This window comes from Leuconostoc citreum, assembly GCF_007954785.1.
Classification (GTDB): Bacteria; Bacillota; Bacilli; order Lactobacillales; family Lactobacillaceae; genus Leuconostoc; species Leuconostoc citreum.
The window spans coordinates 836,454-856,360 of sequence record NZ_CP042410.1 but is presented as its reverse complement, the minus strand read 5'-3'; the positions used below and the strand labels follow the sequence as shown (position 1 = coordinate 856,360).

Here is a 19,907-nt window from a genome sequence, read left to right as displayed (position 1 = left end):
ATCGCCATACAGAAGTAATTAATTAAATTCACAGAGGTGAAAAATGGCTATGGAAAAAAGTCCTAAATGGCTACCGATAGGCGCAGTAATTGCCTTAGGCATTGTATATGGGGATATTGGTACTTCTCCACTGTATACTATGAATTCTATCCTAAACAGTGCACGTAGTGCCGAGCAAATCAACACGTTTGTATTAGGTTCGGTGTCTTTGGTATTTTGGACACTGATGCTTATTACGACAGTTAAATACGTGTGGATTGCTTTGCGAGCTGACAACCATGGCGAAGGTGGTATATTTGCTTTATATAGTCGTGTCAAACAGAGCAATAAGAAGTGGCTGTTAATTCCGGCCCTAATTGGCGGTTCTGCTTTACTGGCTGACGGAACTTTAACACCAGCAGTGACTGTCACAACCGCAATAGAAGGACTAAAAAATCAAAAAATTGGTTCTTTCTTGTTCCCCGATAATCAAACTGTCGTAGTTGCTGTGGTGACAGTCCTTTTGTTGATTATATTTGCATTTCAAAAAGCTGGAACGAAAAAAATTGGTAATATATTTGGACCAGTCATGTTGTTATGGTTTCTTTTTATCGGGACATTTGGTTTATTAAACATTTTTTCTGATCTCAGCATTTTAAAAGCACTTTCACCAACATACGCAATTAGCGTGTTAATGAGTCCAGAAAACAAAAGCGGCCTTTTTATTTTAGGTAGTGTTTTCTTGGCAACTACTGGTGCTGAAGCATTGTATTCAGATATGGGCCATGTTGGCAAACGTAATATTTATATCAGTTGGCCGTTTGTATATACGATGTTAATCTTAAATTATATGGGCCAAGGCGCATGGATTATGACACATGCGACCAAGGTGAACATACGAGCACAATCTGTTAATCCTTTTTTTGAAATTTTACCAGGACAGTGGCGCTTTATTGGTGTCATATTAGCCACGTTAGCCGCAATAATTGCTTCTCAAGCACTCATTTCCGGCGCGTATACGTTAGTTAGTGAAGCAATTAATCTGAAAGTCGTACCACGATTACGAACTTTTTATCCTAGTGTTGCACGTGGTCAAATGTATATTGGCACCGTGAACTGGATTTTATGTGCTATTGGTTTATTGGTTGTATGGTTTTTCCAGACATCGCACAATATGGAGGCTGCCTATGGTTTGGCCATCACAATTACGATGTTGATGACAACATTGCTCTTGTTTGAATTTATTAGACAAAATGGTCAACGCGTTTTGGCTATGGTCTTTATTGTTGTCTTTGGTTTCATTGAAACTGTTTTCCTAATTGCTAGCCTAGGTAAATTCATGCATGGTGGTTATGCAACATTAATTATTATGCTTGGTATTTTGTTAATTATGGTGGTGTGGTTTTACGGTAATAAACGACGTGAAGCAATTTCTAAACAGAACGACTATTTATCTTTAAAAGATTACCGTAAGCAGTTAATTAATTTGTCAAAAGATACTGAGGAATCTGTGTTTGCCACGAATTTAGTGTATATTGCCAATATGCATCAGAACTATATGTTGAAGCGTTCGATTATATACTCATTGATTGGTTCAAGACCCAAACGAGCTGCCATTTATTGGTTTGTGACCATGCGTGAATCTTCGGATCCGTTTGGAAAGAGTTACGAAGTTGATATGTTGGGAACAGATAATATCGTGCATGTCACATTTTATTTGGGTTTTAAGGTAGAACCACAAATTCATATTTATCTGAAACAAATTGCAAGTCTTTTGATTAAACAAGGCGTTTTGAAGCCACAATTTCAAAAGTATGCGATGGAAAAGCACGGTAACGTTGGTGATTTTAAGTATGTTATTGCTAGTCAATACTATGCAGATCTGTTAAATTTGCCTAATATTCATGCCTGGGATCGCTTTTTAATTGGTGGCCGTGTTTGGTTACAATCACATACAGCGACGCCAAGCGACTTTTATGGTTTAGAATTTAGTGATGTCGTCGAAGAAATCGTACCATTATTTATATCTAGCACGAACCGCAAAAAACTAACACAATTGACAGTTAAAAATGTCGTTAAACCAGATGCTGAATAAGTAATCAATCGTTTGATTTTTGTGAAAGGAAAAGCGAGCTAAAATTAATTTAAATTGTTAATTTGGCTCGTTTTGTGTTAAATTTAATATTATATAAAAAATAGCATATTGCCGGGGGATAGACCTTCATGTCTAACGAAAACAAACGCTCAGACAATTTATCAAATCAAGATCAAACAACTATGAGCCGTGTTGAGCAACGTCAGCCAAAAAAACGAGGCAAAAAACGAATTATTTTAATGATTTTAGGATTTCTCATACTTCTAGGTGCAGGTTTTGGTACCTACTATGCAAGTAGTGTGAAGAGTTCGTTGGATAAAGCCTACTTTGCAACCGGACTAGGTTCAGAAAAAGAAGCAAGCACACTAATTAAAGAAAAAAAGCCGATTTCATTTCTAGTTCTCGGGACAGACACTGGAACGGATGGTGGCTTTGGCTCTGGAAGAGACAGAGTTGGGCTAACTGATTCCTTGATGTTAGTGACGGTGAATCCACAAAAAGAGACAACAACATTAGTTTCAGTACCCCGAGATATTATGACCTCTATTTCAGGATTTGAAAGCAGCTTTCCACAAAAGCTAAATGCCGCGTATGCATTTCGTGAAGCCTCAGACGATAAAGCCTCTTTAGGAGACGGTGTTGGGACAACTATGGAAACGATTCAAAAAATGTTTAACATACCAATTAACTATTTTGCCATGGTTAACATGAGTGGTTTGGGAGATGTTGTTGATCAATTAGGAGGTGTCAAAGCCAAATCACCATTGAGCTTTAAGTTTAGCCAAGACACGGCGCATGAGGACGGTAATAATTTGTACGATTTTACCGAAGGCAAAACAAGCTTTGAATACGCTGCAGACGGCGAAAACTTTAAAAAGTATGACAAGATGGATGGCAAGGCGGCGTTAGCCTTTTCACGTATGAGATATCAAGATCCGCAAGGCGATTATGGTCGTACGCAACGCCAACGAATTTTGTTGCAGGCCATTATGACAAAAATTAAATCTGATCCGTCAACGATTCTCAATACGAAGTTTATTAGTGCCACAACTAAAAACATTGCATCAAATATGAAGATGTCGGATATGTTGGCACTCGGCTCAAATTATATGAATGCGACAAAGACAATTGACTCATATACAGTTCAAGGTGAAGGTGAGATGTATGACGGTGTATCTTACCAGCGTGTGACAACGGCGCAACGACAGGCTATTACTAACAAGTTGAGAGCAGCACTTGAATTAAAACCTGAAGATACTGGTTCGGAATTTGGTAGTACAGTGACAGAATCACAGATTGCACAAGTGGGTTCTGCCGATACATTATTCTCACAATTCAATACAAAATCGAACGAAAATTTGACATCTAACTAATCTTGTCATGTACTAAGTTAGTGTGTTAAAGAGGGAGCACTACATGAACATATTTTCATCATTTCAAAATCGCCGATTCTATCGGTATTTTGTTTTGTCTGTCATTATTTTACTGATTGTTTTACTCAAACAGTTTATGACGTTACTGTTATTAACAATTATTTTTTCTTATCTTGCGATGAATGCTGGCAAAAGGGTGCAACGCGTGACACGCCTGTCAAGGTCATTATCAATTGCGCTTGTTTATATCGTCGTGATGGCTTTTATCATCTGGGCTGTCGAACACGGGGCAAATACTGTTGCACATCAAGTTAAGAGCATGATTCACTTAGCAACCGATTCTAGTTGGCACACAACGGGTATTTTTAAAGAAGTCTACAAAAATATTCAGCAGTACAGTAACTCTTTGAATACAGAGCAGTTAATCTCTAAAGGATTTACCCAATTGAATCAAGTTGGGCACGTCCTTTATGAACTGATTTTAGCGTTACTGTTTAGTTTTATATTCAGCATGACTTACCCACAATTACGGTCATGGTCTATGACTTTCATACATAGCCCTTATAAAAGATTTCTTGGTGAGTTTTATATTATCGTGCATCGCTTTATCATTATTTTAGGCCGTTTATTTGAAGTCCAGCTAATGATTTGTGTAATTAACACGATTGCAATGGTTATCGTATTAACCTTTTTGAATTTCCCTTATTTAATTGGTTTTGCAATTTTGATTTTCATCTTAGGTTTGATTCCGGTTGTCGGTGTGCTTATTTCACTTGTACCGCTGACAGTGACCGCGTTTATTATCGGTGACTGGCATACAGTATTGGTTATATTGGTTGCTGTTGCTGTAATTCATTTTATGGAGTCATATTTTTTACATCCGCACTTTATGTCACAACGCACGCATATGCCAATATTAGTTATTTTACTTAATCTAATTATTATGGAAAAAGTTTTTGGTGTTTGGGGTTTAATCATTGGGTTGCCAATCTTAACATTCTTGTTAGATTTCTTCCGAATACAAAAATTCAAAGCGTAATATCAGAATAATTTGTTTACAGCGTACATTATTGTGCGTTTTTTTATTGACATAGCATTGTTCAGATGTTAATCTGTAAATGTTAAATTAATTAATCTTCGGGGCAGGGTGTAATTCCCGACCGACGGTAAAGATCTTTAAGATCTAAGTCCGTGACCTGCATTATTTATTAATAATGCAGTTGACACAGTGTAATTCTGTGACCGACAGTTAAAGTCTGGATGGGAGAAGATTTAAAATAATAGACTTAGCTAGGATAAGTCTGTCTTTTTTGAATCGATCTAAATACTTTAAACCCGATGTTAATAAAATACGTCGGGTTTTTTGTCCTGAACAAACAGGAGGTAAAAGATGGATGATTTAACATATATGGCATTAGCAGCAAAAGTAGCTGCCAAAGCAGGACCAGATGAAACATATGAAAATCCACGCGTTGGGGCAATTATTGTTAAAAATGGGCAGATCTTGGCGACTGGATATCATCATTCTTTTGGCGCAGCGCATGCTGAAATTAATGCTTTTGAAAATTTAAAGGATCAAACAGATATTGTTGATTCAACGATGTATGTCACATTAGAGCCGTGCTTTGTCACGGGAAAGGTAGGTGCGTGTGCGTTGGCAATAGCCCAATGGGGAGTCAAACGTGTTGTAGTTGGTAGTTTTGATCCTAATCCCGATACACATGGACGCAGTGTTACATTTTTAAGACAAGCAGGTATCCGTGTCGATGTTTTGGGAACAGAAGATAGTCAAATATTAAATCCCGCATTTTATCATTATTTTGAAAGACATTTACCATATGTACAGTTGAAACTAGCGGAGTCCGCTAATCACTTTGTGGCGTCTTCACAAGGACAATCCACAAAAATTACAAATCGGTTAGCTGACATTGATGTGCACAAAGAGCGTGCTAGTAAAAGTGCTATTCTAATTGGTAGTGAAACTATGTTGATTGACCAACCAAATTTAACAGTCCGACATGTACCAATAAATCATCCACAACCTTTAAGGGTAGTGATCGATCGACGTGGCCGCTTACAAAATAAAATGGATCGAGCGACAAATAATTGGTTAATCTTCACGACAAACACGGACTTTGCAAAACAATATGACAATGTTCTTTTAATGTCACATGGTTTACTTAGTGTCCTGACAAGTTTAGCTAGTAAGAATATTCAGTCTGTTATGGTAGAGGGTGGGCCGTCATTGATTACAGCATTCTTAAAAGCGAATCTCTGGCAAGAATTCATTGTTTATACAGCAGATAGTATATTATCTGAAGACGGGGTTCCCAGTGTACAACCATTGTTTAATTCAGTGTCTTCATACCGTGTGGGTAATACGCTTAAGAGTCGTTATCTAAATGATAGGAGTGTGTCATGTTTACAGGAATAACACAGACAGTGGGTCAAGTTATAACAAATGAAAGTCACACAAAAAATAATCAGCATATCACAATTGAAACAAAAACGCCCTATTTTTCAGAGGCAACTATCGGTGATAGCATAATGGTCGACGGCGTATGTTTAACTATTACTCATAAAACAGACCATACTGCTAAATTTGGTATTATGAGACCAACTTATGAAACAACCATTATTGGTGATTACATGATGAGACAATCAGTTAATCTTGAAAAGGCAATAAGTGCGGGGGAGAGATTTGATGGCCACTTTGTCCTTGGTCATGTTGACGGCAAAGCTGAAATTGTGAATAAGCAGGTGATAGATAACACGATTTTACTTAGCTTCAAGCCTAAAGAGTCTATCTTGATGAGAGAAATAGTTGCTAAAGGTTCTGTCGCAATATTAGGCGTAAGCCTCACGGTGATTGAAAAAACCAGTCAGACGTTTCAAATTGGATTGATTCCCCATACGCAGTTACAAACAACATTATCAAAATTAACTGTTGGTCATTGGGTAAATATAGAAACGGATATTTTGGCTAAATATATGACAGGAGGGCAATATGTTGGATAATGTTGTTGAACAAAGCGTGCGAAAAGCAGTTACTGCCCTAAAACAAGGCGCATTTGTGATCTTGACTGATGACCAAAATCGCGAACACGAGGGTGACTTAGTAGGACTTGCATCGTTTGTGACACCTGAACGAATCAATAGTGCATTGACATTGGCTCGTGGTGTGCTGGCCGTTCCTATGAGTAAACAACGCGCAGATAAGCTAGGTCTGAGGCAAATGACAGACCATAATTCTGAAAAATTTGCCACACAATTTACCGTCAGTGTTGATCATATCATGAGCACGACTGGTGTATCCGCTTTTGAACGGGCAAAAACTATTCGTGAGCTTGCAAATCTTAGTGCGTCAGCTGAAGATTTTGAGACACCGGGACACGTATTTCCTCTAGTAGCTAACGAAGGTGGCGTGTTATCAAGGCAAGGGCACACAGAAGGGGCTGTTGAATTAGCCAAAATTGCTGGAGTACCACCGATTGCTTATATTATTGAAATTCTTGATAAAGACGGTCAAATGGCCCGAGAAAAAGCATTAGAAAGTTTAGCAGAACAGGAAGGCATGATTAAATTGGCGATTTCAGATATCGTTGCCTTTAAACAAGCCCAAAATCAGTATCACGTTAAAGAAGGTGTGACTGTGAATCTGCCCAGTACCTATGGCAGCTTTCAGATGACTGACTATGATACAGGTGACAAAGAACCGGCTCTGTTGATTCGTAGTCAAACACAAACTGCGACGACAAATAACCCTTTAGTTCGGCTCCATTCTGAATGTGCGACGGGCGATATATTTGGCTCATATCGCTGCGATTGCGGACCGCAACTTCAAGCAGCATTGCGTCAGATTAATGAAGAAGGTGGTGCGCTTTTATACCTTAGACAAGAGGGACGAGGTATTGGACTCGCAGAAAAACTGAAAACGTATGTTTTGCAGGAAAATAATTATGATACCTATGAAGCCAATGTCCACCTAAATCATGCACCGGATGAAAGAGACTATCAACAAGCAGCAGAAATTTTGAAACTAGCTGGTCTAACGAAAATAAGATTGTTGACCAACAATCCAGATAAAATCAATCATTTAAAAGTGGCTGGCATTGAGATAGTTGACCAAGTTCCGTTAATTACTGGGATAAACGATATTAATAAGCACTATCTCGCGACGAAGAGAAAAAAATTTAAGCACATACTCTAAAAATAGAAACCGAGGAAATGACAATGATATACACAGGAAAATTAACAGGGCATGAAGAACGGCGTATTGCCATCGTAGTTAGCCGCTTTAATGCATTAGTGACTGAGCCTTTATTAAAAGGCGCGCGGGATACATTAAGTATGCATGGTGTTGACGATCATCACATCAGTGTTTTCCGGGTTCCAGGTGCTTTGGAGATTCCTATGGTCTCGAGTCAGTTGGCAGAATCAGGTATGTTTGATGGGATTGTCACATTGGGCGCAGTTATTAAGGGCGATACAGATCACTACAATCTTGTCATCAACGGTGTAGCAAATGGGGTATCTCAAGTTAGCTTAAGTACGAATACGCCTATCGTGTTTGGTGTCTTAACAACAGATACACTAGAACAAGCGCAACAGCGTGCAGGTGCTAAGGCAGGAAATAAGGGTGCTGAAGTCACGGTAAGCTTGTTAGAAATATTAAGTTTATATGATGACATAAAACAACTGTCTTGACAATATTGGTTATAATTTTAAAATATCTGATTTAAGCGTATACTTAAACCAGATATTTTCTTTTGCTTTAATTGGGGGCATATATGATGGCGCAATTTATTCAAACAAAACATGGGAAACCAGTTTCAGTCAACTTGAATCAACTATTATCACATCACTTACTCGTTACCGGTATGACGGGTAGTGGTAAATCAAGTACCTTGTTAAGCTTGGCTGAACAATTACAACGTGAAAATCACATTGGTATTATTTTTGATGCGACCGGTGAATTTAATCACTTGCATGATGCCATTATTTATAAGTTAGGTGTTAACGCTAACTTGCCGCTATCACAGTTATCGGTTGATAATATTGCTCGGATATTATCTTTTGATGCATCAACGATGTATAAAAAATTGGTTGACGCAGTGCAGTCTTTAAAAATAAATCAGAATGTAATGCATCAATCTGGTACTTATATCAAAATCAATCAAGAGTTGACAACGTATAACAAACGGGTACAAGCTTTACGTTATGCTGGTAGCGATTACGATGCATCAAAATTGGCTGATCAAATAACAGAGGAATTTATTCAACCATTAGAGAATAGTACAGCCAATTTTAACTTCTTAGGTCAGCAATACAATCATGCTGAAATTCAGAAATATTGGGATGATATTTTACATGCTAAATTACTATTATCCAACCGTCACACGCAAAAAGTCTTTGGTTTACCTCATTCTTTCGCTAATAGTGATCAAGATACTGAAACACAATTTGATTTAATCTATGTGTTGAAGTTATTTTCAGGAATGAAGAGTAGGCATCGTACATTAATTATCGATATTAGTGACATACAAGACGATACTAAGACCAGTCAACTTGTGATGGATATCTTACTCAAACAATTATTATTTATTCGTGCAAAAAGTAATCTTCGCCTACCGGTCACTGTATTGTTAGATGAATATCATCGGTACGTACCAAAAAATGCTGAGGTAATGGATTCAGGTGTTTTTAAATTACTTCGAGAAGGTCGTAAATATGGTCTTTATGCGGTATTATCAACACAATCACCACTAGATTTACCGACTCAAATTCGTGGCCAATTTGGTAGTGTTTTGGCACATCGATTGCAAGATAGTAGTGAAATTGATAGTATTTTAGCTAAACAGAGTCGAAAAAAACTACCACAATTAGCAAATGGGGATGGTCTGCTTAAATTATATGAAAGCAAAAAGCCCAAATTAGTTCATGTTGTGGCACCTGAGACGCAGCATGACACAGATTCGCCACGTTTTTGAATGGCGAGTCAGGATGATTTTCATTTTATTAATCAGTAGTAGTACATCATGATGTCGGTCAATTAATAGGTTGTGGGTATGATAAAACAGTCATTTAAAGCACTTGGAACAAAAATTAATTTAACGATTTTTGATGATGTCTCAGATTATATACTTGTAGAGACGCGTCGCTTAGTTACAAATTATGAGAATCGCTTAACTGTTAACCGAGACCATTCAGAGGTTGTCAGTATTAATCAAAATGCTGGTATTATACCGGTTAAAGTGTCTCTGGATACTTTTTTCTTGATACAGCAAGCTGTGCAGGCTAGTCAATTAGGACTTGGATTCAATGTTGCCATTGGGCCACTAGTTAAACTATGGAAAATTGGCTTTGAAGGGGCTCATAAGCCTGAAAAAAAAGCTATTGAAGCTGTTATAACACAGATTAATCCTGAGAATATTATATTAAATAAAGCCCAGTGTAGCGTCTTTTTGACGAAAAAAGGTATGGCCCTTGATTTAGGTGGTATAGCGAAAGGTTACATTGCTGATTATATCAAAACGATATGGCTCAAAAATCATATTAAATCAGGCATAATCGATCTTGGAGGTAATATTTTACTAGTTGGACAGCATTTATCTGATAATCAAGCATGGCGAATAGGTATCCAAAATCCAAGTGATTTACGTCACAAAGTTGTTGGTTATATTAGAACGTCAGCGTGTGCTATTGGCACTTCTGGTATCTATGAAAGGCGACTCATAGTAGGAAATCGGACATATCACCATATGTTTGACAGTCAAACAGGATTTCCCATTGAAAATAGTTTGGCCAGTGTGACGATTGTCAGCAAGTTATCTATTGACGGCAAAATTTGGTCAACAATTGCGTTCTATCAAGGATTAGAGGCCGGTAAACGATTAGTTGAAAGTTTGCCAAATATTGAAGCAATATTTATTACAAAGCAAAATGAAGTCGTGTTAACCTCTGGGTTAATCCAACGTTTTGATAGCGTGCGCTGACATTTTTTTGATACACAATAACGATTGATTTGTCATCAAGAACGATGTACAAAGCACTTGTGAAAATAAAGACAAAAAATGAGGCGATATGATGAAAAACTTTGTTGCATTAGTTGGCTCCGAATCCTCGACTTCGACAAATAGACATTTGTTACAGTACATGAAAACACATTTTTCAGAGGAAGCGACTATCGAGCTTATTAGTTTAACTAATTTACCGATTTTCAAGAAAACTGCCGACCGATTCATGCCAGAACCAGCATTAGCGCTAATAAACAAAATTCTGCCAGCAGACGGTGTCATCATTGGTACGCCAGAATATGATCATGCTGTTCCGGCATTATTACTCAATGCGCTAGCATGGGCATCGTATACTTCACATCCTTTTGTGAATAAACCAGTCATGATTACTGGCGCTTCTTATGGTTCATTGGGTTCCTCGCGGGCGCAAGCCCAACTTCGACAGGTGCTTGATTCACCAGAAATTAAGGCGCGTGTCATGCCAGGGTCTGAATTTTTATTAGGACATTCATTGGAAGCGTTTTCGGAACAAGGACTGATTGATGAAGAAACAAGTCAACAATTAGATGGCCTGTTTAAGGACTTTTTGTTATTTGTGGATATATCTGCAGCGCTGAACAATACGGATGATATAAAAAAAGCCCAGTCTGAGGCTTTTTCTTGGGATGACAAGTGAGGGATTTCAAATGATAAAATTAGTTGGTATCGCAGGCTCCATTGCAGAAGAATCATACAATCGCACACTATTAAAGTTTATTGCTATGCAATTTAATCAAGAGGTTGACATTGAGTTGTTAGATATTAATGATGTACCAATGTTTACCCAAGATGATGCAACAGTGGATAATCATGCCGTAGCATTTTTAAGTCAAAAAATACAGTCAGCTGATGGTGTAATTATTGCGACCCCAGAACATAATCACACAGTTCCGGCAGCATTAAAAAGTGTGATTGAATGGTTATCTTATAAAGTACACCCGTTTGATGGGAAACCAGTGATGATTGTGGGTGCTTCTTACTTAACGCAAGGCACATCCCGCGCACAATTACATCTACGTCAAATTTTAGAAGCGCCGGGTGTCAATGCAGTTGTGTTGCCAGGCAACGAGGTCCTGGTTGCTAATGCTAAGCAAGCGTTTGATGACTTTGGTATTTTAAAAGATACTGACACGGTTAATTTCATACATGCTGTTTTACGTAAGTTTATCACTTTTGTTAAGGTGATTAATACATTAGATAAGCAAGAAGATACAGCGTACGAATCGGAAAATTTGGATGCCACCAATGGTACCGACACGACAGTTTCGGATGTTGATATGACAGCTAGTGATTGGTTAGAACAAGCTGCACTTAAAACAAATGCAGTTGATGGGAATGCTTATGGCAAGTTAGACAGAGGATTGCTGACAGTTAATCAATTGAACTATTTTCTTAACACAATGCCAATAGAACTAACTTTTGCTGATGATAATAATCAGTTTATTTACTATAATAAGAATTTAGCTACTGAAGATATGCTTGCGCCCAGAAAGCCAGGACAGGTAGGAAATCCTATGTCTGCTGTTCATCCGCCACGTGCTGTTAAACATGTTAAGCAAGTTATTCATGCTTTACGGGAAGGAAAAGTGGCGCGCATTGAAATGCCAGTACCGGGTAATGGTCCAAAAAAGCATGTTATGCATTATTACCAGGCGATGCATGATGAAACAGGTCAGTACCGTGGCGTTAACGAATGGGTAGTTGATTTATGGCCTATTGTGGCTTCTTATCTCAGACAGACAGGCAAAATTCTAATAGACAATCCTATGTCAGTAAAGGATGCGAATACAGGTGCCTCAGAACATTCAGCGACATCTGATAGCCAGCAGACTACTGATGCAGATACAAGTGCTTCAGAGCACGCTAATGACAAACCAGTAACAACTAATAAAACGGCTGATGCGGATACTGGCGCTTCAGAACATCAATAAAATAAATTGGATTAAACAAAAAGGAGCAAAGTATTTTGCTCCTTTTATGGTGAAAATATGATTTTATAGCCATAAAAAGAATAGGTAAACATGAGAAAAACAGTTTCAATGCCAATCACAAGTCATCTGTTACTAAAAATAATGTTACCTGAATGATATCGAACAATTAAGCCTGGTCGCGTACATCTCTGCTGATTAAATGCCGAAAAACAAAAAAATACGTTGCTATATAGTCAATCGATAAAATCTCACTAAATTATAATGTTAACAACTGCGTGGTATATCGTATAATAGGCTTAACAAATTAGAATGAATAGCATTGGAGGCATAAAATGAACGATAAAGAATTAGCTGCTCGTAAGACAGCATTAGAGCCATTAGTTTACGATGTCACACAAAATCGTGCAACTGAAAAACCTTTTTCTGGTCAATATGATGCTTTCTATGAAGATGGCATATATGTTGATATTGTTAGTGGAGAGGCCTTGTTTAGCTCCAGAGACAAGTATGATGCGGGTTGTGGTTGGCCGTCTTTTACGCAACCAATTGACAAGCATATAACAGAGATTGCCGACCATTCTCATGGTATGAAACGTATTGAAGTGCGCTCAACAGAAGCCGATTCGCATTTGGGTCATGTATTTCCTGATGGTCCAAGCGAAAGCGGTGGGATGAGATATTGTATTAATTCAGCTGCTCTGAAATTTATACCAAAAAAGGATATGGCGAAGGCGGGTTATGCTGAGTACCTCAGCACGTTGTAATGACTATGTCAACACATGTTGGCTGAATATCATGCTTTTAGCTTAGGAAAGATTATGAATAAGAAAATATGGTTGAGCAGCCTCATTGCTGTGCTTGTTATCTTAGCGGTTGTTACAACCATTTTTTATTATCTGCCACAATGGCAGCGTGCTCGTGAGGGATCAAATAAAACAACGCAACAAGCAAAAAACAAGTCTATTGAGCCAGCCAAGCAACCAGAAACATTGTCAACAGTCACTGCCGATACTAACCTAGATCGTTACATTTCAGAACTTGGATTCTCAGGTTCTGTTTTGGTTGTAAAAGATAATAAAGTTATCTTACGTAAAGGCTACGGTGAAGCTAATTATGAGCAAAAGATACCGAATAGTCCCAATACTTTATTTCCGATTGGATCAACACAAAAAGCAATGATTGCGACAGCTATTCTACAGTTACAAGAAAAGAAACAGCTTCAAGTAACGGATGCCATTGCAAAATATTTTCCTGATTTTCCAAATGGCCAAAATATTAGGCTATTCAACTTGCTCAATCATACATCGGGTATTTTTGGTCGAAATCAAACAAATCAGGCTGAGACGAGTGATGAATTGGTCAATGAAATTAAAGCCAATGGGACGGTAGGACAACCAGGGCGCTGGCATTATTTAGATGCTAATTATATTATTCTGACCAAACTGTTAGAAAAAATTACGCATACCGATTATCGTACTTATCTAAAGCAACATATTATAGCGCCAAGTTATATGACGGGGACAGGCTTTATGAATGATACGACTTATCAGCAATCTAAGCAAGCCTCGGTTGGTTATGAATTGGAAAAAGGGCATATGACACCGGGCGCGTTACCTAATTTTTCTCAACTGTTTGGTGTTGGGGATATGTATATGAACCCTACTGACATGTACCTTTTTGATAGAGCGCTCTTCACACACAAACTATTAAAATCAGACAGCTTAAACGCCATGTTAAAACCAGGTAGTAGTTCACAATATGGGATGGGTTTCTATAATGACCCTGCCTTAATTGTTAATCGTGGGTATTTGTCGGGTTGGAGTGTGTCAAATGGCTTTAGTCATGGTGGGCGAATTTACATTGTTTTATTTTCTAACGTTAGAAATCATGCCATTTCGTTAAGCGACATGAATAGTAAAATATACACACAACTTACTAACTAAATTAAAAACATACTAGTGATTTTTTGCTGGTGTGTTTTTAATTTGATGTGATTTAATTCACTTACTGAAACAAATGAAAAAATTTGAGACATATTGTAAGCGTTTTCATTGTATGATATAATTTATATAATAAGTAGCGCTACTTAGAACATCCGATTTTAAAAGGAGGATAGAATTATGATTTGGTCATTAATTGTTGGTGCTATTATTGGTGCCATTGCAGGTGCGATTACCAATCGTGGCGAATCAATGGGGTGGATTAGTAATATTATTGCTGGATTAGTTGGTTCAGCAATTGGTCAGTGGCTCTTAGGAGATTGGGGTCCAAGCTTGGCTGGCATGGCACTTATCCCTTCTATTATTGGTGCAGTTATTCTTGTTTTGGTGGTTTCATACCTGTTCGGTATTAGATCCAGAGGATAAGCTCAGCCAGTAAAGAGGTGAGATATGAAAAAATGGCAAAAAGTAGTATTAAGTTTTTTGAGTATTGTGTACTTAGTCGGGATTGCTTTATTAATCTGGCCTGACAGTTTAGAGCGAGCCTCTGACAAATTGAATGATGTTGGTTTCAAATGGGCCATTGATAGTCAAATGATTATCACCGACTATGGCTTTGTGCTATTAGCCTTAACAGTTCTTATCTTTTTAGCCGTAGTCATGCAGCCAACACAGAAAAAAGATATTCTTTTGCTTGAAGGTAAGCAAGGTCGATTGGCTTTAAGCAATGACGGGATAAATCATTTTATTAGGACAGAATTATCAGGTGAAGGCTTAACTAATGTGCGTGTTAAGATGAAAAATACGCGACGACAAAAGCAGTTTAAGATTTTAGCTGATGCAACTTATCAGCAACATGTTATCGCTAAGTTGCCAGAAATGACTGAGAAACTCACGCAACAAATATCAACACTTCTGGCAGGCGTTGATCAAGCACCGATTAAGGTCAATATTCAAATTAATAAATCATCCAGTGGTCAGCGTAAGACATCACGTGTGATTTAAGAGCTGGGGTATAATTATGATTAAAAATAACAAAATGGTTATCGGTGGCATATCGGGATTAGTGTTTGCCACCTTATGGATGACAATTGGCTTTCCAAAAACTATCTTTGTCCTGCTAATCACAGTCATTGCAGCTTGGATAGGGTATTTGTTAGATAGCTATCATGTTGATTTATCCCGTATTACCGATATATTTGATCAGAAAAACTAATAGTAGAATAATTGGAGGAATGAATAATGGTTACTGAGAACAAAAGTGTACAGGCTACAGAAACAGCACCTAAAGGCGAATTGACGTTTAATGACAAAGTCATTCAAAAGGTTGTCGGTTATGCCATTGAAAACGTTTCTGGTCTACTAGGCGTTGATGGTGGCTTTATGGCCAATATCAAGAATAAAATTGTGAACAGTGATAACCCAGTAGATGGTATTGAAGTTGAAGTAGGCAAGGAGCAAGTAGCTGTTGATTTAAATATTATTATGGCTTTTGGTCATAATGCACATGATATTTACAAAGAATTAACCAAGGTTATTACTAAACAGTTAACTGAAACAACGAGCTTAGAGCTAGTGGAACTAAATGTTGAGGTGATTGATATTCAGACAAAGGCGGAATTTGATAATGCGCAAGTGTCTCTTCAAGATCGTGTGACAGATGCAGGCAACACACTCAAAGAAAAAACAAGTGATGGTGTTAATGCCGTTAAGCGCTCCGCTTCGGAAATGGGCGATGATGCTGACCGTGTTAAGTAAGACAGTAAGAAAAATTTCTTATCCCAAAAATGACATGTTACATAGCATGTCGTTTTTTTAATGGTCTTGCCTGATCTGATTGATTTCTTTAAGTAATGAAGTGAATGTCATAATTTCCGCATTGGAATACTTTGACATAACAGTTTGTAATGCTTGGTCATTATCTTCATGATATTGTTGATGTATGGTCGCAATGATTTTGCCAAATTGCGTCAACGTTAAATAAGTCTCTTTTTGGTTGTTAGGGTGGTGAGATTTACTAACAAAGCCTAACTTGGTTAAACGAGTGGCTATTTTAGACACTGCCCCTTGGGTTAAAGTTGTATGTGCTAGTAAATCACTGATACGAGAATCGTCATGATGATAAATTAATGTGATGACATCAAGATCAGAAATATTCAATTGCTGACTATTTGGTACTTGATCATAATTTGTCAGATAACGGTGAATATTTTCTTCTCCAGAATGTTGACGAAAAATATTTAGTTCGGAAACGAGTAGATGGTATGAATTTTTCATTTTAAATTCCTTGGAATATATATTGACAGATATTAATTTTAGACTATACTTATTATATTCCTTGGAATATAAAATAACAACAAATATTATCGATGGAGGTATATATTTATGAAAGTAGTGATTGTCTTTGATCATCCTTATGGTCAAAATTCAGGCTATAATGAGCCACATAACCGATCCTTTACAGCGGCTTTACTTGTTGCTACGGTAAAGTCTCTAACAGCTCAAGGTAAAGAAGTTGATATTATTGATTTAAATCAAGATAATTTTGATCCGAGAATGCAACGTCGTGATTTAGTCAATTGGCGTACAGCACCCTTTGTTGATGCGCAAACGGAAAATTATTTTACCAGATTATACGCTGCTGATGAAATAATTATGCTCTTTCCAATATGGTGGGAAATGATGCCCGCTATGACAAAAGGTTTTTTGGATAAAGTATTAGCAAAAGGTCAAGTCAAGCGCTCTGGAAAGGGCGCACCACGACAAATGTTTCCAGTGAATAAACCAATCCGCATATTGACTATTTCAGGTACACCTACTTGGATTTATCGGTTAGTTTATGGTAATCCGATTGAAAAAATGTTGAAACGGGGTGTTTTTGGCAAGCTGGGTATGAAAAATTTTAAATGGCATAATTTTAATGCTGAAGATACAAATGCGGCAGGTCGTGCCAAAATGTTAACTACTGTGGGGAAGTACATTTAACCTGACGCGCACCACAACATTTTTGTTTTACAAGTTAGCTATGTTATCATGATAACAAGATGATTTGTGGAGATAAAATAACATGTCAATAATTCCAAAAAAGCTAAAAGTGGGCGATCAGATTAGAGTGATTTCGCCAAGTTCTTCTATAGACAGAGTCGGCGGATTTGAGGATAACCTTATTGCTAAAGTGCGTTTGGAAGCAATGGGTTTTCATGTCACTTTTGGACAACATATACACGATAATGATGAATTTTACTCCAGTAGTATTAATGCTCGCGTGATGGATCTGCATGCTGCTTTTTTAGACAAGCAGGTTGCTGCTGTTTTAACGACAATAGGTGGCCTTAATTCGAATGAGTTATTACCATATATTGATTGGGATATTATTAGAAATAACCCAAAGCCATTTATCGGCTACTCTGACATTACTAGTTTACATAATGCTATTAGAGCCAAAACTGGTTTAATGACTTATTACGGACCGTGTTATTCTTCATTTAAGATGGATGCGCTACAGTTATATCAGACAAATGCTTGGTTTCTAGCGTTGACAAAGACTAGTTATGAGCTTTTGCCAAGTGATGTCTGGACAAGCGATCCATGGTTTGATAAAACTAAAGCAAGAAAGCCATTATCCAATCAATGGCGTATTTTTCAGCATGGTAGTGCTCAGGGCATTATAACAGGTGGTAATATACAAACGTATTATCTACAGGCCGGCACAACATTTTTTCCGCAAGTCCTGAACCCCATTGTCTTTGTTGAAGAAGCTGAAGGGGGACAACCACTAGAGTTTTCACGTGAACTAGCACAAATTATGCAGATACATCCTGATTTAAAAGCGTTAGTGATCGGACGTTTTCCAATTGAAAACAATATGACTGAATCCGCACTACACATGATACTGCATAAATTTCCTAAATTAAGGCAAGTACCAGTGATTTATGGTGTGGACTTTGGGCACACGCAGCCTATATTCACTATGCCTCTGGGGGGAGAAGTGTTGATTGATGCAACGACAGATACACCGAAAATTACTATTTTGAAAGGGTAAGAGAGGATAATTAAAATCTTGCATTTTGCAATAGCTATATGATTAGGGGCTTTAGTGTCGTGAGATAGCATTAATAATTGAATATGACATGGTATACTCATATATAAGAGGGAGGCATAAATGAAACAACATCGTCAAGAGACATTAGCTTTTTGGATTTACATTGTTTTTATCATCAGTGTATGGTGTGTTTATTTTGTGCTGACAACAGTTATTTTGCTATTTTTTCTAAAATTATCGCTCGCGCTTACTGTTGGTTTAATTGTGGCAACCGTCATGACTTTATTATTTGTGTTAGTTCAGCGAATTTTTCATAGTCTTAGTCAATAATCATTGATTGCTGTTTTCATTGTAATAATAAAAGTCACTAAATACTGTCATTAGTATTTAGTGACTTTTAAATTGTTGGTATTGTAATCATGTGGAATGGGGCAGCATATGCATTTAAAAGTTAATCGTTTTATTAAATGGCTGATTTTAACAGTTATAGCAATAGTTACGTTAGTTATTGTTGCTTTGACAGTATCACCTTGGCCAAGTGCATATCTCGTTAGTCGTCTGTTCAGTGGTCCTGTTGTCATACAAGATGCGACAAGTTATGATGTTGCTAAACAACATGTTATTATTCAAAAAAATATACTTTACCCGTCATACCAATCAAAAAATACATTAGATGTTTATACGCCAAAGGGGATGAGTAAGCCAACAACACTGGTTATATGGGTGCATGGTGGTGGTTATGTTGGTGGCGATAAATCTGGCGTGCAAGAATTTGCAACAAGACTAGTCAATGATACACATGTGGCCTTTATCAGCATTAATTATCAAACTGCGCCTGCTGCGATTTATCCGAGTCAAGTCAAACAACTAAATGATGCTGTCCTTTTTTTTAAAAAGGACGCCCGTTTGCGTGAAAGGTATAATTTTAAGCAAACTATTCTGGGTGGTGATTCGGCTGGTGCACAAATTGCTTTACAATACGCTGCCGTGCAGACAAATTCGCAATATGCTAAATCGCTAGGCATGGCCAGAGTGCTGCATGTTAATCAACTACGTGCCACGGTGTCTTACTGTGGGCCGTTGAATTTACAGCAAATCCGACATGAGAAAAGTGCATCAATCATGATGAAGTGGTTTATTAATACGGTAGCATGGAGTGAATTGGGCACTCAAAAATGGCAATCTTCTACTGCCCTACAACAAGCGTCTCTTGTGCAACATGTCAATAAGGCGTTTCCACCGACATATATTACAGATGGCAATATTTATTCTTTTCAGTCACAAGGTATGGCATTTGCCAATAGACTACGTGAGTTAGATGTTAGTGTCGAAAGCCGTTTTTTTAATGCGCAGTCAGAAAAAGTTTCACATGAGTATCAGTTTAACTATAAAACCAAAATTGCGCAACAAACTTATATAGAGACACGCAACTTTGTAAATCGTTTTAAATAGACCATTATTCCGTCAAGACCCATCAAGTTAATTCATCAAT

General features: G+C 37.6%; 22 protein-coding genes and 1 riboswitch. Of the genes, 21 read left to right on the top strand and 1 reads right to left on the bottom strand.

Annotated elements, in window-relative coordinates:
* Nucleotides 1–43: 43 nt before the first annotated feature.
* From FGL72_RS04290 to FGL72_RS04210, 17 genes are all read left to right on the top strand, one after another.
* Nucleotides 44–2,074 (top strand): KUP/HAK/KT family potassium transporter, encoded by a 2,031-nt coding sequence (locus FGL72_RS04290; RefSeq protein ID WP_085699004.1) that lies wholly within the window; start codon nt 44–46, stop codon nt 2,072–2,074.
* Nucleotides 2,075–2,202: 128 nt separating this feature from the next.
* Nucleotides 2,203–3,447, top strand: a complete 1,245-nt coding sequence (locus FGL72_RS04285; RefSeq protein ID WP_085699006.1) for an LCP family glycopolymer transferase — start codon at nt 2,203–2,205, stop codon at nt 3,445–3,447.
* 43 nt (nt 3,448–3,490) lie between these two features.
* Nucleotides 3,491–4,486, top strand: a complete 996-nt coding sequence (locus tag FGL72_RS04280; RefSeq protein ID WP_085699008.1) for an AI-2E family transporter — start codon at nt 3,491–3,493, stop codon at nt 4,484–4,486.
* 90 nt (nt 4,487–4,576) lie between these two features.
* A riboswitch (FMN riboswitch) is annotated at nt 4,577–4,723 on the top strand.
* A 114-nt stretch (nt 4,724–4,837) separates the two neighbouring features.
* Nucleotides 4,838–5,881: a bifunctional diaminohydroxyphosphoribosylaminopyrimidine deaminase/5-amino-6-(5-phosphoribosylamino)uracil reductase RibD gene (ribD, locus tag FGL72_RS04275; RefSeq protein WP_085699010.1), complete on the top strand. Its 1,044-nt coding sequence runs from the start codon at nt 4,838–4,840 to the stop codon at nt 5,879–5,881.
* On the top strand, nt 5,866–6,465 hold the full coding sequence (locus FGL72_RS04270) for a riboflavin synthase (protein WP_085699012.1): 600 nt from the start codon (nt 5,866–5,868) through the stop codon (nt 6,463–6,465). Before ribD ends, FGL72_RS04270 begins: the two co-directional genes overlap by 16 nt.
* Nucleotides 6,455–7,657 carry a bifunctional 3,4-dihydroxy-2-butanone-4-phosphate synthase/GTP cyclohydrolase II gene (locus FGL72_RS04265; RefSeq protein WP_004905688.1) on the top strand — a complete coding sequence of 401 codons (1,203 nt, stop codon included), beginning with the start codon at nt 6,455–6,457 and terminating at the stop codon, nt 7,655–7,657. Before FGL72_RS04270 ends, FGL72_RS04265 begins: the two co-directional genes overlap by 11 nt.
* A gap of 23 nt (nt 7,658–7,680) precedes the next feature.
* Nucleotides 7,681–8,154 (top strand): 6,7-dimethyl-8-ribityllumazine synthase, encoded by a 474-nt coding sequence (ribH, locus tag FGL72_RS04260; protein WP_085699014.1) that lies wholly within the window; start codon nt 7,681–7,683, stop codon nt 8,152–8,154.
* An 83-nt stretch (nt 8,155–8,237) separates the two neighbouring features.
* Nucleotides 8,238–9,437 (top strand): ATP-binding protein, encoded by a 1,200-nt coding sequence (locus FGL72_RS04255; RefSeq protein ID WP_223246001.1) that lies wholly within the window; start codon nt 8,238–8,240, stop codon nt 9,435–9,437.
* A gap of 78 nt (nt 9,438–9,515) precedes the next feature.
* Entirely contained in the window at nt 9,516–10,442 is a 927-nt protein-coding gene (locus FGL72_RS04250; protein WP_085699016.1) for an FAD:protein FMN transferase, read from the top strand.
* A gap of 91 nt (nt 10,443–10,533) precedes the next feature.
* Nucleotides 10,534–11,139 carry an NADPH-dependent FMN reductase gene (locus FGL72_RS04245; RefSeq protein WP_085699018.1) on the top strand — a complete coding sequence of 202 codons (606 nt, stop codon included), beginning with the start codon at nt 10,534–10,536 and terminating at the stop codon, nt 11,137–11,139.
* 13 nt (nt 11,140–11,152) lie between these two features.
* Nucleotides 11,153–12,433 carry an NADPH-dependent oxidoreductase gene (locus tag FGL72_RS04240; protein ID WP_186727991.1) on the top strand — a complete coding sequence of 427 codons (1,281 nt, stop codon included), beginning with the start codon at nt 11,153–11,155 and terminating at the stop codon, nt 12,431–12,433.
* 332 nt (nt 12,434–12,765) lie between these two features.
* Nucleotides 12,766–13,197, top strand: a complete 432-nt coding sequence (gene msrB / locus FGL72_RS04235) for a peptide-methionine (R)-S-oxide reductase MsrB (RefSeq protein WP_004905680.1) — start codon at nt 12,766–12,768, stop codon at nt 13,195–13,197.
* Between the two features lie 54 nt (nt 13,198–13,251).
* Nucleotides 13,252–14,376 carry a serine hydrolase domain-containing protein gene (locus FGL72_RS04230; RefSeq protein ID WP_223246002.1) on the top strand — a complete coding sequence of 375 codons (1,125 nt, stop codon included), beginning with the start codon at nt 13,252–13,254 and terminating at the stop codon, nt 14,374–14,376.
* Between the two features lie 177 nt (nt 14,377–14,553).
* On the top strand, nt 14,554–14,799 hold the full coding sequence (locus FGL72_RS04225; protein ID WP_085699024.1) for a GlsB/YeaQ/YmgE family stress response membrane protein: 246 nt from the start codon (nt 14,554–14,556) through the stop codon (nt 14,797–14,799).
* A gap of 24 nt (nt 14,800–14,823) precedes the next feature.
* The gene (gene amaP, locus FGL72_RS04220; RefSeq protein WP_085699026.1) at nt 14,824–15,378 is read left to right on the top strand and encodes an alkaline shock response membrane anchor protein AmaP; all 555 of its coding nucleotides are present in this window, start codon (nt 14,824–14,826) and stop codon (nt 15,376–15,378) included.
* Nucleotides 15,379–15,394: 16 nt separating this feature from the next.
* A complete protein-coding gene (locus FGL72_RS04215; protein WP_050809372.1) occupies nt 15,395–15,589 on the top strand; it encodes a DUF2273 domain-containing protein in 195 nt (64 codons plus the stop codon).
* 26 nt (nt 15,590–15,615) lie between these two features.
* Nucleotides 15,616–16,131, top strand: coding sequence for an Asp23/Gls24 family envelope stress response protein (locus tag FGL72_RS04210; protein ID WP_085699028.1), 516 nt, complete (start codon nt 15,616–15,618; stop codon nt 16,129–16,131).
* Between the two features lie 57 nt (nt 16,132–16,188).
* Here the strand turns inward: FGL72_RS04210 and FGL72_RS04205 are convergent, their stop codons facing one another.
* Nucleotides 16,189–16,650 (bottom strand): MarR family winged helix-turn-helix transcriptional regulator, encoded by a 462-nt coding sequence (locus FGL72_RS04205; protein ID WP_146992777.1) that lies wholly within the window; start codon nt 16,648–16,650, stop codon nt 16,189–16,191.
* A gap of 108 nt (nt 16,651–16,758) precedes the next feature.
* Between FGL72_RS04205 and FGL72_RS04200 the strand changes: the two genes are divergently transcribed.
* The 4 genes from FGL72_RS04200 (at nt 16,759) to FGL72_RS04185 (ending at nt 19,867) form a co-directional block, all read left to right on the top strand.
* Nucleotides 16,759–17,358 (top strand): NAD(P)H-dependent oxidoreductase, encoded by a 600-nt coding sequence (locus tag FGL72_RS04200; RefSeq protein ID WP_085699030.1) that lies wholly within the window; start codon nt 16,759–16,761, stop codon nt 17,356–17,358.
* 82 nt (nt 17,359–17,440) lie between these two features.
* The gene (locus tag FGL72_RS04195; RefSeq protein WP_004901626.1) at nt 17,441–18,415 is read left to right on the top strand and encodes a S66 family peptidase; all 975 of its coding nucleotides are present in this window, start codon (nt 17,441–17,443) and stop codon (nt 18,413–18,415) included.
* A 120-nt stretch (nt 18,416–18,535) separates the two neighbouring features.
* Nucleotides 18,536–18,745 carry a hypothetical protein gene (locus FGL72_RS04190; RefSeq protein ID WP_004901624.1) on the top strand — a complete coding sequence of 70 codons (210 nt, stop codon included), beginning with the start codon at nt 18,536–18,538 and terminating at the stop codon, nt 18,743–18,745.
* A 108-nt stretch (nt 18,746–18,853) separates the two neighbouring features.
* Nucleotides 18,854–19,867, top strand: coding sequence for an alpha/beta hydrolase (locus tag FGL72_RS04185; protein ID WP_085699031.1), 1,014 nt, complete (start codon nt 18,854–18,856; stop codon nt 19,865–19,867).
* Nucleotides 19,868–19,907: the final 40 nt, after the last annotated feature.

Coding starts and splice junctions, on each gene's coding strand:
- FGL72_RS04290 (WP_085699004.1), top strand. CDS start 44: ATGGCTATGGAAAAAAGTCCTAAATGGCTACCGATAGGCGCAGTAATT.
- FGL72_RS04285 (WP_085699006.1), top strand. CDS start 2,203: ATGTCTAACGAAAACAAACGCTCAGACAATTTATCAAATCAAGATCAA.
- FGL72_RS04280 (WP_085699008.1), top strand. CDS start 3,491: ATGAACATATTTTCATCATTTCAAAATCGCCGATTCTATCGGTATTTT.
- ribD (WP_085699010.1), top strand. CDS start 4,838: ATGGATGATTTAACATATATGGCATTAGCAGCAAAAGTAGCTGCCAAA.
- FGL72_RS04270 (WP_085699012.1), top strand. CDS start 5,866: ATGTTTACAGGAATAACACAGACAGTGGGTCAAGTTATAACAAATGAA.
- FGL72_RS04265 (WP_004905688.1), top strand. CDS start 6,455: ATGTTGGATAATGTTGTTGAACAAAGCGTGCGAAAAGCAGTTACTGCC.
- ribH (WP_085699014.1), top strand. CDS start 7,681: ATGATATACACAGGAAAATTAACAGGGCATGAAGAACGGCGTATTGCC.
- FGL72_RS04255 (WP_223246001.1), top strand. CDS start 8,238: ATGATGGCGCAATTTATTCAAACAAAACATGGGAAACCAGTTTCAGTC.
- FGL72_RS04250 (WP_085699016.1), top strand. CDS start 9,516: ATGATAAAACAGTCATTTAAAGCACTTGGAACAAAAATTAATTTAACG.
- FGL72_RS04245 (WP_085699018.1), top strand. CDS start 10,534: ATGAAAAACTTTGTTGCATTAGTTGGCTCCGAATCCTCGACTTCGACA.
- msrB (WP_004905680.1), top strand. CDS start 12,766: ATGAACGATAAAGAATTAGCTGCTCGTAAGACAGCATTAGAGCCATTA.
- FGL72_RS04230 (WP_223246002.1), top strand. CDS start 13,252: ATGAATAAGAAAATATGGTTGAGCAGCCTCATTGCTGTGCTTGTTATC.
- FGL72_RS04225 (WP_085699024.1), top strand. CDS start 14,554: ATGATTTGGTCATTAATTGTTGGTGCTATTATTGGTGCCATTGCAGGT.
- amaP (WP_085699026.1), top strand. CDS start 14,824: ATGAAAAAATGGCAAAAAGTAGTATTAAGTTTTTTGAGTATTGTGTAC.
- FGL72_RS04215 (WP_050809372.1), top strand. CDS start 15,395: ATGATTAAAAATAACAAAATGGTTATCGGTGGCATATCGGGATTAGTG.
- FGL72_RS04210 (WP_085699028.1), top strand. CDS start 15,616: ATGGTTACTGAGAACAAAAGTGTACAGGCTACAGAAACAGCACCTAAA.
- FGL72_RS04205 (WP_146992777.1), bottom strand. CDS start 16,650: ATGAAAAATTCATACCATCTACTCGTTTCCGAACTAAATATTTTTCGT.
- FGL72_RS04200 (WP_085699030.1), top strand. CDS start 16,759: ATGAAAGTAGTGATTGTCTTTGATCATCCTTATGGTCAAAATTCAGGC.
- FGL72_RS04195 (WP_004901626.1), top strand. CDS start 17,441: ATGTCAATAATTCCAAAAAAGCTAAAAGTGGGCGATCAGATTAGAGTG.
- FGL72_RS04190 (WP_004901624.1), top strand. CDS start 18,536: ATGAAACAACATCGTCAAGAGACATTAGCTTTTTGGATTTACATTGTT.
- FGL72_RS04185 (WP_085699031.1), top strand. CDS start 18,854: ATGCATTTAAAAGTTAATCGTTTTATTAAATGGCTGATTTTAACAGTT.